Consider the following 14,730-nt stretch of genomic DNA (forward strand, 5'->3'; position numbering starts at 1 on the left):
AGAATAGTGGAAGGGTAAAGAAAGCTGTTCCGGGTGGATAAGTAGCTTGCTAAGGAATATACTTACATTCATGTCTGTTTGTAAATAGCGGGACACTGTCTCGCCAGGCATTACAGGGCCACTTTTCAAGCCTGAAGTAGACCGGGATAAGGCAAAACAAACGCCACCCGATGTTGGTCCGGACGAGTGATCGCAGCGGCCCGGATCCTCCTGATTGAGGTTGTAATTGCCATGGTGCGTCGTACCAAAGAAGAAGCGCTTGAAACCCGGAGCAAAATCCTCGAAGCGGCCGAGCAGGCCTTTTATGAGCGAGGTGTTGCACGCACGACGCTGGCAGATATTGCCGCGCTGGCGGGCGTCACCCGTGGTGCAATTTACTGGCACTTCAGCAACAAGGCCGAGCTGGTCCAGGCCATGCTCGACAGCCTGCATGAGCCGTTGGATGAAATGGCCAAAGCCAGTGAAAGCGAGAACGAAGTTGATCCGCTTGGCTGCATGCGCCAACTGTTGATTCATTTGTTTCGCCAAGTTGCCACTGATCCGAAAACCCGGCGTATCAATGAAATTTTGTTTCATAAGTGCGAATTCACTGACGAAATGTGTGATTTACGAGCTCAGCGTCAGGTAGCGATGGTCGATTGCAACAGCAGGATTGAGCTTGCCCTGAACAATGCCATTCACCGTCAACAACTCCCTGAAAATCTGGATGCGCGCCGTGCTGCTATCTGTTTGCATGCCTATGTCGACGGAATTCTCGGACAATGGCTGCTGGTTCCCAACAGTTTCGATCTTTACAACGAAGCTGAATCCTGGGTCGACACCGGGCTGGATATGTTGCGTTTAAGCCCGACACTGCGAATCTGCGGCGATATCCGAAAGGGAGTCTAGTAGGCTCAAGCCATATGGCGAGTGAAGTTTTCCCCCTCTGGGCCATTTGATGGCAGCAGGCAGTTATATACGTCTAGCTCGCGGGTTTAAAGTTAGCGAGCTACGTATTTTGTAGTTAAATTGTTATCGCTTGGTTAAACCTCCTACGGCCACGGGCGAATGACCCTAAGCCAAAGCGGTTGAGTGGAGGCTGAACGGCGACATCCTTTCTGGTTATTTCTTTCAATCAACCCTTCCTGCGTCGGCTGCCCTACACTTGAACGACGCTTTGGCTGCACGCCAGAGCAGCCAGAATCGGGGAGCGGGCGACTGCCAACGTGTTTGTCCTCTCTCGACTAAAGCAAACAGACCGCGATGGAGTGGTGTGTCGTGGGGAATTCGAGGAATAACAAGTGAACAAGATTTACTCGAGTGCTGAATCCGCTTTGCAGGGGCTGGTCGAAGACGGCATGACCCTGGCAGTGGGCGGTTTTGGATTGTGCGGGATTCCAGAGGCGCTGATTGCGGCCTTGCGTGACACCGGCAAGCGCGAGCTGACGGTCATCAGTAACAACGCCGGGGTCGACGGTTTCGGGTTGGGGCAACTGCTGACGACGCGTCAGATCCGCAAAATGATTTCTTCCTATGTGGGTGAGAACAAAGAGTTCGAACGCCAGTACCTGGCCGGCGAGCTTGAGCTGGAGTTCACCCCTCAGGGCACCCTCGCGGAAAAACTGCGGGCGGGCGGGGCGGGTATCCCGGCTTTTTTCACCAAGACCGGTTACGGCACGCTGGTGGCTGAAGGCAAGGAAACCCGTGAGTTCGATGGCGAGTGGTACGTCATGGAGCGTTCGTTGCGCGCCGATGTAGCCTTGGTCAAGGCCTGGAAAGCCGACAAGTCCGGCAATCTGCTGTTCAACAAAACTGCACGTAACTTCAACCCGTTGGCAGCAATGGCGGCCAAGGTGTGTGTGGTGGAAGTGGAAGAAATCGTTGAAATCGGCGAGATCGAGCCTGATCAAGTTCATTTGCCCGGGATTTACGTGCAGCGGCTGGTGCTCAACGCTACTCCGGAAAAACGTATCGAACATCGCACTGTGCGGAGCGCCTGATCATGGCCTGGACTCGTGAAGAAATGGCGCAGCGCGCCTCCCAAGAACTGCAGGACGGCTTTTACGTCAATCTCGGTATCGGGTTGCCTACGCTGGTGGCCAACTACATTCCCGAGGGGATGGACGTGTGGTTGCAAAGTGAGAACGGTCTGCTGGGCATAGGCCCGTTCCCCGCCGACGATGAAGTCGATGCCGACCTGATCAACGCGGGCAAGCAAACCATTACGACCTTGCCGGGCAGCAGCTTTTTCAACAGCGCTGATTCGTTCGCAATGATTCGCGGCGGCCATATCAATCTGTCGATTCTGGGGGCGATGCAAGTCTCCGAGAAAGGCGACCTGGCCAACTGGATGATCCCCGGGAAGATGGTCAAGGGCATGGGCGGTGCTATGGATCTGGTGGCCGGAGTCAAGCGGGTGGTGGTGCTGATGGAGCACACGGCCAAGGGCGGCACCCATAAACTGCTCAAGCAATGCGACTTGCCGTTGACTGGCGTGGGCGTGGTTGACCGGATCATTACCGATTTGGCCGTGCTGGATGTGACCGGGCAGGGGCTCAAGCTGGTCGAGCTGGCAGCGGGCGTCAGTCTTGAAGAGCTGAAAGCGGCCACCGGCTGCGAAATCAACGCTTGAGTCTGTGGGAGCGGGCTTGCTCGCGATGCCCTCGCCGCGGTTTAACTGCCAAACCGCAGTGATGCCATCGCGAGCAAGCCCGCTCCCACAGAAAATTGATGCTGCAAAACGCAAAAAGCCCCTCGCGGGGCTTTTTACTCAAGCGTGAATCAGCGTTCCAGGTCGGCGATCTTGCCTGGGGTGCCATCCCACTCGGCCGCGTCCGGCAGAGGGTCTTTGCGTTCAGTGATGTTGGGCCAGATTTCAGCCAGCTCGACATTCAACTGAATAAAATTCTCCATGCCAGCAGGCACTTCATCTTCAGAGAAGATCGCCTGTGCAGGGCATTCAGGCTCACAAAGCGCGCAGTCAATGCACTCATCCGGGTGAATCACCAGGAAGTTCGGGCCTTCGTAAAAGCAGTCCACCGGACAGACTTCTACGCAGTCGGTGTACTTGCACTTGATGCAGTTGTCGGTGACGACGAAGGTCATTTCTAATTCTCTCCTCAGGCGGCGGCAGCGAAGCCCTTCCAGAACGGGTTCGCCGGGTTCGGGAGTGATATCTACAGACCAGGCTAAAAGGTCAGTAGCATCCCGAACCGCGCGCGATTCTAGCAGCTTTTAAAGGCGTGTCTTTAATGTGTAGAGCAAATCAAGTGCTTTACGCGGCGTAATGTTGTCCAGATCCAGCCTGGAAAGGTCATCCAGCACCGGGTGAGGGAGGCTGGCAAACAGGTCGCTTTGCTGTGGTGCCGACTTTTTGCCAGGGGTCGCCGGGGGTACTTCGTGGGGCAGGCTGGTGGTCTCCAGACGGCTCAAATGCTCGCGGGCACGGGTGATGACATTGGCTGGAACACCCGCAAGCTGTGCCACTGCCAAGCCATAACTCTGGCTCGCAGGGCCAGGCAACACATGGTGCAGGAACACAATGCGTTCGTTGTGCTCGGTTGCGCTCAAGTGCACGTTGGCGACCAGCGGTTCGTTCTCGGGCAGTACCGTCAACTCGAAGTAATGGGTGGCGAACAAGGTGTAGGCCCGTAATTGGGCGAGACGTTCTGCCGCAGCCCACGCCAGGGACAAGCCGTCGAAGGTGCTGGTGCCGCGACCGACTTCATCCATCAGCACCAGGCTGCGGTCGGTGGCGTTGTGCAAGATGTTAGCGGTTTCGCTCATCTCGACCATAAAGGTCGAACGGCCGCCCGCCAGGTCATCGCTGGAGCCGATCCGGGTGAAGATACGGTCAACCAGCGACAGCTCGCAGCTGGCTGCCGGAACAAAACTGCCGATGTGGGCCAGCAGGACAATCAATGCGGTCTGGCGCATGTAGGTCGATTTACCGCCCATGTTCGGGCCGGTGATCACCAGCATGCGCGTGTTGTCATCCAGCGCCAGATCATTCGCCACAAATGGGGTGGTCAGTACTTGCTCGACCACCGGGTGACGACCCTGGCTGATGCGCATGCACGGCTCGTCCACAAAGCGCGGGCAGTTCAAGTCCAGGTTCAGTGCACGCTCGGCCAGGTTGCTCAGCACATCCAGCTCGGCCAGTGCGGCGGCGGTGTCTTGCAGCGGTGCAAGGTGGCTGATCATTTCTTCGAGCAGTGCTTCGTAGAGCATCTTCTCGCGGGCCAGGGCCCGACTTTTGGCCGACAGGGCCTTGTCTTCGAAGGCTTTGAGCTCCGGGGTGATAAAGCGTTCGGCGCCCTTGAGCGTTTGGCGGCGGATGTAATCAGCCGGTGCCTGCTCGGCCTGCTTGCTTGGCAACTCGATAAAGTAGCCGTGTACCCGGTTGTAACCGACCTTGAGGTTGGCCAGGCCAGTGCGGGCTTTTTCCCGGGCTTCCAGATCAATCAGGAACTGCCCGGCGTTTTCGCTCAGTGTCTGCAGCTCATCGAGCTCGGCGTCGTAACCGGTTTTCAATACGCCGCCATCGCGGATCACGGCTGGCGGATTGTCGTTGATTGCTTTTTCCAGCAGGGCTCCCAGCTCGGGGTAGGTGCTGGTAGTCGTGGCCAGTTGTTGCAGATGCGGCGCTTCGAGTCCGATCATTGCATCTTGCAGTTCAGGCAATGCGTTCAAGGCATCGCGCAGGCGTGCCAGATCGCGGGGGCGAGCATTGCGCAGGCCGATACGGGCCAGAATACGCTCCAGATCGCCGATTTCCTTGAGCTGTGGCTGCAGCTTTTCGAAGCGATAGCCGTCCAGCAAGCAGGTGATCGATGACTGGCGAGCCAGCAGCACGTTGAGGTCGCGCAACGGACGGTTCAGCCAGCGGGTCAGCAAGCGGCTGCCCATCGAGGTCTGGCAGCGGTCGACCACCGACTGCAAGGTGTTGTCGCGTCCGCCCGCGAGGTTGGTGTCCAGCTCCAGATTGCGTCGGCTGGCGCCGTCCAGTACGACGGTGTCGTCCAGGCGCTCATGGCGCAGGCTGCGCAAGTGGGGCAGGGCCGTGCGCTGGGTTTCCTTGGCGTAGCTGAGCAGGCAACCTGCGGCGCCAATGGCCAGGGTCAGGTTTTCGCAGCCAAAGCCTTTAAGGTCTTGGGTCGAAAACTGCTGGCACAGACTTTTCAGGGCCGAGTCGCGTTCAAAATCCCACGGCGCGCGGCGACGAACCCCACGACGTTTTTCGGCCGGCAGGCCTTGTGGCCAGTCATCGGGAATCATCAGCTCGACCGGGTTGATGCGCTCAAGCTCTGCCAGCAGGTTTTCCCAGCCCTTGATCTCCAGTACCGAGAAGTTGCCGCTGGTGATGTCCAGAACGGCGAGGCCAAACAAGCGCTCATCGCCGAGCACGGCGGCAATCAGGTTGTCGCGGCGCTCATCCATCAGTGCCTCATCACTGACCGTCCCCGGCGTGATGATACGCACGACCTGACGATCAACCGGCCCCTTGCTGGTGGCCGGGTCGCCGACCTGCTCACAAATCACCACCGACTCGCCAAGCTTGACCAGCTTGGCCAGATAGCCTTCAGCTGCATGGTAAGGAATCCCGCACATCGGGATCGCCTGACCTGCAGACTGACCGCGTGCAGTGAGTGTGATATCCAGCAATTTGGCGGCTTTCTTCGCGTCTTCGTAGAAGATTTCGTAGAAATCGCCCATGCGATAGAACATCAGCTGATCAGGGTGCTGATTCTTCAGGCGCCAGTACTGCTGCATCATCGGCGTGTGGCTGGACAGGTCGGAAGTATTTTTACTCATCAGGGCTTAGGCGGATTCGTTCAGAAGTGGGGGAAAGGCAGGCCGTGGCCTGAGGTTTTCGCAATGGGCGCAAGGTTAACATGTCAGCCCCTTGCATCTACAGGTGCGCAAGGAGGGGCGCTTGCGCGTGGCTATAAATAGAAGAAATAGCATTTGCCATCAATAAACACGGCCAGCACTATTGCCGTCATGTCCAAACGAACTGTTTCAACCGTCCTTAAAGAGCTGCTTGCCCGGCACGGAATCAGCGCGATGGCGCTGCACCGTAGCACTGGGGTGCCGCAGCCCACGTTGTCACGTATTTTGAGCGGTAAAATTGTCGACCCTTCCGACAGGCATATCTCCAAAATCGCCGAGTACTTCCACATCAGCACCGATCGTCTGCGTGGCCGGGATGACCCCTGTACGTTTGCCGCGTCAGAAGCCGGCTTGCATCACCCTGAGCTGCGCGATATTTGCCTGTGGGACGACAATACCCCGGTGGCGGACGATGAAGTGTCCATTCCGTTTTTGCGCCAGGTCGAACTGGCAGCGGGCTCCGGGCGTTTTGCCATTGAAGAGAGCGAGCGCGCCAGGCTGCGTTTCGGCAAACGCAGCCTGCGTCATAACGGTGTGGAATTCGATCAGGCCAAATGCGTGACCGTGCGCGGTGACAGCATGCTGCCCGTTCTGCGCGATGGCGCTACGGTCGGGGTCAATGCTGGCAAGCGTACGCTGGAGGAAGTCATTGATGGCGATCTCTATGCGGTCAATCACAATGGTCAGTTGCGGGTCAAACAACTGTATCGCCTGGCGGGAGGGCTCCGTTTGCGCAGCTTCAATCGCGATGAGTTTCCCGATGAGGATTACGCCTACAGCGATATGGAGGATGAGCAGTTGGTGATCCTCGGGCATGTATTCTGGTGGGGCATGTACGCACGCTGACCCTCGCATTTAAGAAGCAACCCACAAGTCAGTGGGTTTTTTTCGTCATCAAAAAGACCATTCACGCCGTAATTGTTGGCTTTTTCCGGCTTGCTGAAATCATCCGAATAAATATATGCACTGGTGCATTGACTGTATATCCATACATGCATAGTCTTTGCTGCATGGCGGTCCACGATGTAACTCAAGCAGGGATGTGGCGTAACAGAGGGCGCCCGCTGTACAGCCCGAGCCAGAAATTGGCGCTTATCAATAAGGACACAGGAGTGATGACATGATTAATGGGCCGCAGGTTTTGCTGGAAATGCCGGTTTTACTGGTCATCCTTCTTGCCTTGGTGGGCGGTGTTTTTGGTGAGATGTGGCGGGCGGACAAGGACGGAGCAAGCGGATGGTTGCTGTTGCGGCGCCTGGCGCTGCGTTCGGGGGCATGCATGGTGTGCGGTGTGTCGACCTTCATGCTGCTGTACTCGGCAGGGATGTCGATTCTGGCGGCCGGGGCACTGGGGTGCCTGACCGCGCTGGCCGGTGCGGATGCGGCCATCAGCCTGTACCAGCGCTGGGCCGCCAGGCGGCTTGGGGTCGATGGCTCGGCTGGCGACTCGCGGATCGAGCCATAGCAGACGCTATTTTGGTGTAGGTTATGGCGCAGACGCGCCCATCAGGAGAGGACCGTGGACCGAATATCTCAACTTGCGACTGAACTTGGGCTGCTGTTACAGGCTCTTAATGCCCAGGTGACGACCGCCGAATCCTGCACCGGCGGCGGCATCGCTGAAGCCATCACCCGCATCGCCGGCAGCTCCGCCTGGTTTGAGGCGGGATTCGTGACCTACTCCAACCAGCAAAAAACCAGGCAACTGAATGTCCCCGAGCCCTTGTTCACTCAGGTGGGAGCGGTCAGTCGCGAGGTGGTTGAGGCGATGGTGCGTGGTGCGCAGGTGCAAAGCGGGGCTCGATTTGCCGTCGCCGTGAGTGGCGTTGCCGGCCCGGGTGGCGGTTCGCCAGAGAAGCCGGTCGGCACCGTCTGGCTGGCGTGGGGCGATGGTGATCAGGTGACGGCCGAGCGCAGGCACTTCCCCGGTGATCGCGAAGAGGTACGCCAGCAAACGGTGATTGCCGCTCTGGAAGGCTTAATACGCCGAACGGTACGAGAAATAAAAAATGAGGGGTAGGCGATCGTTTAACCCTGTGGAATAATACTGGCTACTTATACAGTTATCGGCCGTCGGGCCTTATTGATTACGAGAGGACTTTAATGGACGACAACAAGAAGAAAGCCTTGGCTGCGGCCCTGGGTCAGATCGAACGTCAATTCGGCAAGGGTGCCGTGATGCTGATGGGCGACCAGGAGCGTCAGGCAGTTCCGGCGATCTCCACGGGCTCCCTGGGTCTGGATATCGCACTGGGCATTGGCGGCTTGCCAAAAGGCCGTATTGTTGAAATCTACGGTCCAGAGTCGTCGGGTAAAACCACGCTTACCCTGTCCGTGATTGCACAGGCGCAAAAGGCGGGTGCAACGTGCGCTTTCGTCGACGCAGAGCACGCCCTTGACCCTGAGTACGCTGCCAAACTGGGCGTAAACGTTGATGACCTGCTGGTTTCCCAGCCTGACACCGGCGAACAGGCACTGGAAATCACCGACATGCTGGTGCGTTCCAATGCGGTTGACGTGATCATCATCGACTCCGTTGCTGCACTGACGCCAAAAGCTGAAATCGAAGGCGACATGGGCGATACCCACGTTGGCCTGCAAGCCCGTCTGATGTCCCAGGCGCTGCGTAAAATCACCGGTAACATCAAGAACGCCAACTGCCTGGTTATCTTCATCAACCAGATCCGCATGAAAATCGGCGTGATGTTCGGCAGCCCGGAAACCACTACCGGTGGTAACGCGCTGAAGTTCTACGCTTCGGTACGCCTGGATATCCGTCGCACCGGCGCCGTGAAAGAAGGCGATGTGGTAGTAGGCAGCGAAACCCGCGTCAAAGTGGTCAAGAACAAGGTGGCACCGCCATTCCGCCAGGCTGAGTTCCAGATCCTGTACGGCAAGGGCATCTACCTGAACGGTGAGATGATTGACCTGGGCGTGTTGCACGGCTTCGTTGAAAAAGCCGGTGCCTGGTACAGCTACAACGGCAGCAAGATCGGTCAGGGCAAGGCCAACTCCGCCAAGTTCCTGGACGACAACCCTGATATCAAGGATGCGCTGGAGAAGCAGCTGCGTGAGAAGTTGCTGGGGCCAAAGACCGACGCTGAGCTGGCAGAAATGAAAGTCATGCCAAAACTGAGCAAGGCTGCCAAAGAAGCTGCAGCACTGGCTGAAGCTGAAGAAATGGAAAACGCTACCGACAGCGATAACTGATAGACATCATGATCGCCGTTCTGGATACCCCCGTCGCAGTGCGACGGACTGCAATGGACCTGCTCGCGCGACGCGAGCACGGTCGAGTCGAGCTGACGCGCAAGCTGCGTCAGCGCGGGGCTTGCCCCGACATGATTGACGCCGCCCTTGACCGTCTGACGGAAGAGGGGCTGCTGTCCGAGTCTCGTTATCTCGAGAGCTATATCAACTACCGTGCCGGTTCAGGTTATGGCCCTTTGCGAATTCGCGAAGAGCTTAGCCAGCGTGGCCTGGTGCGTGGGGATATCGAGGAGGCGCTGCGAGAGTGTGGTTTCAACTGGCAAGAGCAGCTGGAAGATACCTGGCGCCGCAAGTTTTCCGGTCAGTTGCCTGTCGATGCGAAGGAACGTGCCCGCCAGGGGCGCTTTTTAAGCTACCGAGGGTATCCGCTTGAAATGATCGGCCGCTTGTTGAGCGGCCGAGAGTTTGAAGACTGACAGCCGCTGTGGGAGCGAGCCTGCTCCCGAAGTTCGTTCGCGAGCAGGCTCGCTCCCACAGGGTGTATTTTCAGTCCGCTACGGATGCGGGCTGTGAGGACGTAATCGAACGGTCAACTGTCTCCCAGTTTTGCGGCAGGTTGATAAAATCGACCAGTTCGCGCAACCGCCCCTGATTGCGCCCGCTAAATGCAAAGCCCAGGCAGGTAAGGTGGTTGAACTTGGGGTCTTCATGCTCAAAGCTGCAATATCCCTGTTGATGGAAACCATCACTCAAGCAAATATCGGCAAAGTCTTTCTGTATCGCCTTGAGCGCCAACGCGCTGAGAGGTCGCTTCATGCGGATGACAAAGGTCTTGTTCAACCATCGGCTTGAATGAAAGTTGCTGTAGAACTGGTTGATTTCAGCAAGCGCCTCTTCAGCGCTATGTACCAGACGCATCAACTTCAAATCGTTGGGCAGAATGTACTGGTGGGCCTCCAGTTGGTTGTGAATGAAGTCCAGCGCCCCCTGCCAAAACGAACCGCCTGGCACATCCAGCAAAACTACCGGTACCAGCGGGGTCTTGCCGGTCTGCATCAGTGTCAGCACCTCCAGCACTTCATCCAGCGTGCCAAAGCCGCCCGGGCACATCACCAGAGCATCTGCTTCCTTGGTGAAAAACAGTTTGCGGGTAAAGAAAAAGTGAAACGCCAGCACATTGGGAGTGCCGTTGATGGTGGGGTTGGCCCGTTGCTCGAAGGGGAGGGTGATGTTGAAACCCAGGCTATGGGCCAGGCCTGCACCTTCATGGGCTGCGGCCATGATGCCCGCACCGCCGCCGGTAATGACCATGATGTCGGACTTGGCCAGCACGCTGCCCATTTCCCGGGCCAGCGCATAGAGCGGGTGTTCGATAGGGGTTCTGGCCGAGCCGAAGACCGTGACTTTGCGTCGCCCCTTGAACTGCTCCAGAGTTCGAAAGGTTTTTTCGAGCTCGCGGATGGCTTGCAGAGTGATTTTGGCATTCCAGCGATCAAGATCGTCGTGGGCCATGCGCAACACGGTCAGCAACATTTCTCGGTAAAGCGCCCGGTTCGGGCTGTCGGGGGCGACCCGTTGCAGTTGCTCGTCGACTTCATGAGCAAGATCCAGCCCCTGTTCCTGGAAGTGCAGCGTCAGGGTGTCATTGGATTGATCAGGCATGTATTTCTCCTTCTACACAACATCCTTGAAGGCGCCGCAGGTGGGCAGCCGCAGAGACACAGAGTGTCACCATGATGGTTCGATGATGGTCCCGGTATGTCTTGGCTGGCAATAGCTAATTGCCTGACCTACATGGAGTTTGGTGCGAGGAGGTCATGCGAGGGAACGTAGTGTCGAGGCCTGTGGCAGGCTCATGCGCCGTACCGGGAGGTACGGCGTGTCAGCGAGGTTACTTTTTGCGCTGGCAGTTTTCAGCCCGAAAATCCTGGATCAGGACCGGACTGTTGGTTTTGTATTCCTTGAAGCTGTAGCGCAGCGTCGCACCTTGAGCCATCAGGGTACGGAAACCTGCGTTGCTGCAAACACTGCGACCCAGTTGCGGGACTGTTTCTTCAGGATTGGAGCGCATCTGGGCGGACAATGTAGGGCTGGCCTCCAGATTGTTGATCAAAACAGTACCGTCTACCGTAAAGCCTTTGTCCAGCAGGTCCGCATTGATAGCCCGTGGTTTGCCTTCATTGCTTTTCGCGGCAACCTTGAGCAGGGTTTTGTTCAACTCAAAATCCTTGAGAGAAGCCGCTTGTGCAGCCAGAGGCAGTGCAAGCATAAGAGCGACGGTCGGAATGATATGGCGCAGCATGAAACTCTCCTGATTTCAGTGACCCAGGCTTAGACCGGCCACATATCTGTGCGTTCAGTGGCGCGGGAGTATAGGTCAGCATGAGTTGGCAGGAAATGCCAAAGGTCATGGATTCGCGCCCTGTTACTGCGCCTCTGTTAAACTTGCCGCCTTTCTCTTGTGAATCCGTTGGTGTGCCAATTCTGGCAAATGGACGGTTGGCGCCTTTAAGTAAAAATCCATGACCCTGACGACCTTTCCCCCGAATTCTGTAGCCCGTTTACGAGACGAGCGCGAAGAGGAGAGCACCAAGCCTTACCTGGCGCGTGGCTCACGAGCCCCGCGTTGCCATACCTGTCGCGTGATTGAAAGCCACTGCCTGTGCAACTGGCGGCCAAAGGTCAGCACGCGCTCGGGTGTGTGTTTGGTCATGACTAAAAAGGAAGTGTTCAAGCCCAGCAATACAGGTTGGTTGATTGCGGACGTAGTCAGCGACAACTTTGCCTTTATCTGGTCGCGAACCGAGACCGACGATGCACTGCTGGCATTGCTGTCCGATCCGCAGTGGCAGCCATATCTGGTGTTTCCCGGTGAATACGTCGCCCCTGAGCGGGTAACGCACACGGTGGACCTGGACAGCAGCAAGCGCCCGCTGTTTATCCTGCTGGATGCAACCTGGACCGAGGCCCGCAAGATCTTTCGCAAAAGCCCGTATTTCGATGCCTTGCCTATTTTGAGCCTGCTGCCTGAAAGGCTGTCGCGCTACCGGCTGCGGCGCTCCACACGAAGTGAGCATCTGTGTACCGCAGAAGTGGCCAGTTTATGCCTTGAGCTGGCCGGCGATACCGAGGCTTCAAGTGCGCTGGATGCCTATTTCGATGTGTTCAGCCAGCATTACCTGGACGCGAAAAACCAGCTGCCGATGAATGAATCCAGCGTCGCACACCAGGAACTGGGCGTTTTTGTAAAAGACCTTCCCCGGAATCGGGCTCAATAGACTAAAGAAGTAGCGCTACACTTTTCCGGCAGATGCAAGCGAGTGCCATTGTTCGTATTTGGATGATGGCGCCGTGATAGCTTCCCCTTGGACCCAGGCGTCAGGTTTTCAACTTGACCACCCCCGTTTCGCTGGGCATGCTTGGCGCCGATTCGGCTGAAGTAGCTGCTAAAACACTTATATTTGCCGACGTTTAGCGTAAATCGCGCCCTTTGACCCCTAGTCTTTGAGCTATTGCTCGAGTTGCCTTAGCGAGTGCTGGAATTCATCAGGGCTCGCCTGAAAAACAGGATCATTTAAAAAATGGCCACATACGAAATCCTGATTGCCGACGACCATCCGCTGTTTCGCAGTGCCTTGCACCAGGCTGTGAGCATTGGGCTGGGCTCTGATGTTCGCCTGGTTGAGGTTGCCAGTATTGCTGAGCTTGAAACACAGCTGGCAATCAAGGCCGATTGGGATCTGGTGCTGCTCGACTTGAACATGCCGGGCGCTTACGGTTTCTCCGGGCTGGTGTTGTTGCGTGGTCAATACCCGCAGATCCCGGTAGTGATGGTTTCAGCTCAGGAAGAAGCCTCGATCATGGTGCGGTCGCGGGAATTTGGCGCCAGTGGTTTTATCCCAAAATCCAGCTCGCTGGATGAAATTCAAAAAGCCGTGCGCGCGGTGCTGGATGGTGATGTGAGCTGGCCGCCCCAGGCGTTTGAAGAAGTTCAGGTGTCGGCTGAGGCCAAGGCCGCCAGCGAAGGCCTGGCCAGCTTGACTCCACAGCAGTTCCGGGTGCTGACCATGGTGTGTGAAGGTTTGTTGAACAAGCAGATCGCCTATGAGCTGAGCGTTTCCGAAGCAACCATCAAGGCCCACGTGACAGCGATTTTCCGCAAGCTGGGAGTTCGCACGCGAACCCAGGCCGCGCTACTCTTGCAGCAACTTGAATCAATTTCGAGCCATTAACCTGCGAGCCTTCACGCTTTTTTGACGAGGCGTGAACTAGCGTCCCTTTCTCATTTTTTTGCGCAGTTGCCTATCTATGTCGCCTTTCAAGGGTAAAACCGGATTTAAACGGATTTTGAATGCCAGCGGTTACTCGCTGGACGGTATGCGCGCAGCCTTTACTGGCGAGGCGGCTTTTCGGCAGTTAGTGTTGCTGAACGTGATATTGATCCCGCTGAGCTTCCTGCTGAATGTGAGCCGGGTAGAGCGGGCCTTGCTGATCGCTGTATGCCTGTTGGCATTGATTGTGGAATTGTTGAATTCGGCGATTGAGGCAGTGGTTGACCGTATCTCCCTCGACTTGCACCCATTGTCGAAAAATGCCAAGGACATGGGCAGCGCCGCCCAGTTTGTGGTGCTGACCATGATTGCCGTGGTATGGGCGGTCATTCTGCTTTAAGCGATGGTCGGTAATACGATCTCGTCGCTGCGCTGAACCCCTGCGGTGAAGGCGCGGCACAGTTCCAGAAACTCGCGCATGGCAGACGTCTGATACTTCTTTTTGTGCCAGATAAAGAAAAACTGTCGGGCCAGATCCAGGTCAGGTGTTTCCACGGCGACCAGGCTGCCGCGGCGAAAAGCGTCGCGCAACGCCAGGCGTGAGATGCATCCAATGCCCAGTCCCGACTCCACCGCCCGTTTGATCGCTTCAGTGTGCTCCAGCTCCAGGCGAATATTGAGCGCAGTTTGGTGATGGCGCATGGCTTGATCGAACGTCAGGCGGGTGCCGGAGCCCTGCTCGCGCAAAATCCAAGCTTCACGGGTCAACTCTTCCAGTGTGGCGTGACCACGAACCGCCAGCGGATGCTGCGGAGCGCAGAAAACCACCAGTTCATCCTCTACCCAGCTCTGGACTTCGATGTCCGGATGGGCGCAATCGCCTTCGATCAGACCCAGGTCAATTTCGTAATGGGCGACTTGTTGCACGATATGGGCTGTATTTTGAACCACCAGCTTGACCTGACTTTCAGGGTGCGCCTGCATGAAGCTGCCTATCAGCAGGGTCGCCAGATAGTTGCCGATGGTCAGTGTGGCGCCCACGGTCAATGAGCCAAAGCCGGATTTGCCGTTGAGCAGGTCTTCGATTTCCTTGGCCTGATCCAGCAGGGCGACGGCCTGAGGCAGCAGTTGGCGGCCCAGAGCATTAAGGCTTAAACGCTTGCCCGCACGGTCGAAAAGCTGGCAGCTGGTTTGGCGCTCCAGCTCGGTAATCGAGGTACTGGCAGCAGATTGTGAAAGGGCCAACAAACCAGCAGCGCGAGACACGCTCTCTTGTTGGGCGACGGCAACGAACACCTGGAGTTGTCTGAGAGTAAATCGCATATCGATATAACCGATAACCCTTATCTTGATAATTCAGTTAACAGATATTGTCGCC

General features: G+C 56.9%; 16 protein-coding genes. 11 read left to right on the forward strand and 5 right to left on the reverse strand.

Annotated features, from left to right (window positions below):
* The first annotated feature begins 231 nt into the window (after window positions 1-231).
* The 3 genes from V6P94_RS08660 to V6P94_RS08670 all read left to right on the forward strand — a co-directional run bounded on the left by V6P94_RS08660 (window position 232) and on the right by V6P94_RS08670 (window position 2,611).
* Complete coding sequence (locus V6P94_RS08660) at window positions 232-888, forward strand: TetR family transcriptional regulator (protein ID WP_133075977.1); 657 nt, start codon at window positions 232-234, stop codon at window positions 886-888.
* A 392-nt stretch (window positions 889-1,280) separates the two neighbouring features.
* Complete coding sequence (locus V6P94_RS08665; protein WP_019827861.1) at window positions 1,281-1,979, forward strand: CoA transferase subunit A; 699 nt, start codon at window positions 1,281-1,283, stop codon at window positions 1,977-1,979.
* 2 nt (window positions 1,980-1,981) lie between these two features.
* The gene (locus V6P94_RS08670) at window positions 1,982-2,611 is read left to right on the forward strand and encodes a CoA transferase subunit B (protein WP_133075829.1); all 630 of its coding nucleotides are present in this window, start codon (window positions 1,982-1,984) and stop codon (window positions 2,609-2,611) included.
* A gap of 149 nt (window positions 2,612-2,760) precedes the next feature.
* Here the strand turns inward: V6P94_RS08670 and fdxA are convergent, their stop codons facing one another.
* Window positions 2,761-3,084, reverse strand: a complete 324-nt coding sequence (fdxA, locus tag V6P94_RS08675; RefSeq protein ID WP_133075828.1) for a ferredoxin FdxA — start codon at window positions 3,082-3,084, stop codon at window positions 2,761-2,763.
* Between the two features lie 129 nt (window positions 3,085-3,213).
* A complete protein-coding gene (mutS, locus tag V6P94_RS08680) occupies window positions 3,214-5,793 on the reverse strand; it encodes a DNA mismatch repair protein MutS (RefSeq protein ID WP_326398371.1) in 2,580 nt (859 codons plus the stop codon).
* A gap of 189 nt (window positions 5,794-5,982) precedes the next feature.
* On the opposite strand from mutS, the gene V6P94_RS08685 reads away from it, so the two are divergent.
* From V6P94_RS08685 to recX, 5 genes are all read left to right on the forward strand, one after another.
* On the forward strand, window positions 5,983-6,717 hold the full coding sequence (locus V6P94_RS08685; protein ID WP_338649218.1) for an XRE family transcriptional regulator: 735 nt from the start codon (window positions 5,983-5,985) through the stop codon (window positions 6,715-6,717).
* Window positions 6,718-6,991: 274 nt separating this feature from the next.
* On the forward strand, window positions 6,992-7,336 hold the full coding sequence (locus V6P94_RS08690; protein WP_338649220.1) for a phage holin family protein: 345 nt from the start codon (window positions 6,992-6,994) through the stop codon (window positions 7,334-7,336).
* 54 nt (window positions 7,337-7,390) lie between these two features.
* Complete coding sequence (locus V6P94_RS08695; RefSeq protein ID WP_133075824.1) at window positions 7,391-7,891, forward strand: CinA family protein; 501 nt, start codon at window positions 7,391-7,393, stop codon at window positions 7,889-7,891.
* A gap of 83 nt (window positions 7,892-7,974) precedes the next feature.
* A complete protein-coding gene (gene recA / locus V6P94_RS08700) occupies window positions 7,975-9,081 on the forward strand; it encodes a recombinase RecA (RefSeq protein WP_133075823.1) in 1,107 nt (368 codons plus the stop codon).
* 8 nt (window positions 9,082-9,089) lie between these two features.
* Entirely contained in the window at window positions 9,090-9,557 is a 468-nt protein-coding gene (recX, locus tag V6P94_RS08705) for a recombination regulator RecX (protein WP_219260777.1), read from the forward strand.
* A gap of 70 nt (window positions 9,558-9,627) precedes the next feature.
* Here the strand turns inward: recX and V6P94_RS08710 are convergent, their stop codons facing one another.
* Both V6P94_RS08710 and V6P94_RS08715 read right to left on the reverse strand, forming a co-directional pair.
* A complete protein-coding gene (locus V6P94_RS08710; RefSeq protein ID WP_133075821.1) occupies window positions 9,628-10,743 on the reverse strand; it encodes a TIGR00730 family Rossman fold protein in 1,116 nt (371 codons plus the stop codon).
* Between the two features lie 229 nt (window positions 10,744-10,972).
* Window positions 10,973-11,383, reverse strand: coding sequence for a PA3611 family quorum-sensing-regulated virulence factor (locus V6P94_RS08715; protein WP_019827851.1), 411 nt, complete (start codon window positions 11,381-11,383; stop codon window positions 10,973-10,975).
* Window positions 11,384-11,603: 220 nt separating this feature from the next.
* Here V6P94_RS08715 and V6P94_RS08720 point away from each other — a divergent pair, with 220 nt between their 5' ends.
* The 3 genes from V6P94_RS08720 (at window position 11,604) to V6P94_RS08730 (ending at window position 13,752) form a co-directional block, all read left to right on the forward strand.
* Window positions 11,604-12,359 (forward strand): tRNA-uridine aminocarboxypropyltransferase, encoded by a 756-nt coding sequence (locus tag V6P94_RS08720; RefSeq protein WP_133075820.1) that lies wholly within the window; start codon window positions 11,604-11,606, stop codon window positions 12,357-12,359.
* A gap of 303 nt (window positions 12,360-12,662) precedes the next feature.
* Complete coding sequence (gene erdR / locus V6P94_RS08725) at window positions 12,663-13,313, forward strand: response regulator transcription factor ErdR (protein WP_019827849.1); 651 nt, start codon at window positions 12,663-12,665, stop codon at window positions 13,311-13,313.
* A gap of 76 nt (window positions 13,314-13,389) precedes the next feature.
* Window positions 13,390-13,752: a diacylglycerol kinase gene (locus V6P94_RS08730; RefSeq protein ID WP_133075819.1), complete on the forward strand. Its 363-nt coding sequence runs from the start codon at window positions 13,390-13,392 to the stop codon at window positions 13,750-13,752.
* Here V6P94_RS08730 and V6P94_RS08735 read toward each other — a convergent pair.
* The gene (locus V6P94_RS08735; RefSeq protein ID WP_219260776.1) at window positions 13,749-14,675 is read right to left on the reverse strand and encodes a LysR family transcriptional regulator; all 927 of its coding nucleotides are present in this window, start codon (window positions 14,673-14,675) and stop codon (window positions 13,749-13,751) included. The two genes, V6P94_RS08730 and V6P94_RS08735, sit on opposite strands and share 4 nt — an antisense overlap.
* Window positions 14,676-14,730: the final 55 nt, after the last annotated feature.

Origin of the sequence: Pseudomonas sp. ML2-2023-3 (assembly GCF_037055275.1) — a bacterium.
Taxonomy (GTDB): domain Bacteria; phylum Pseudomonadota; class Gammaproteobacteria; order Pseudomonadales; family Pseudomonadaceae; genus Aquipseudomonas.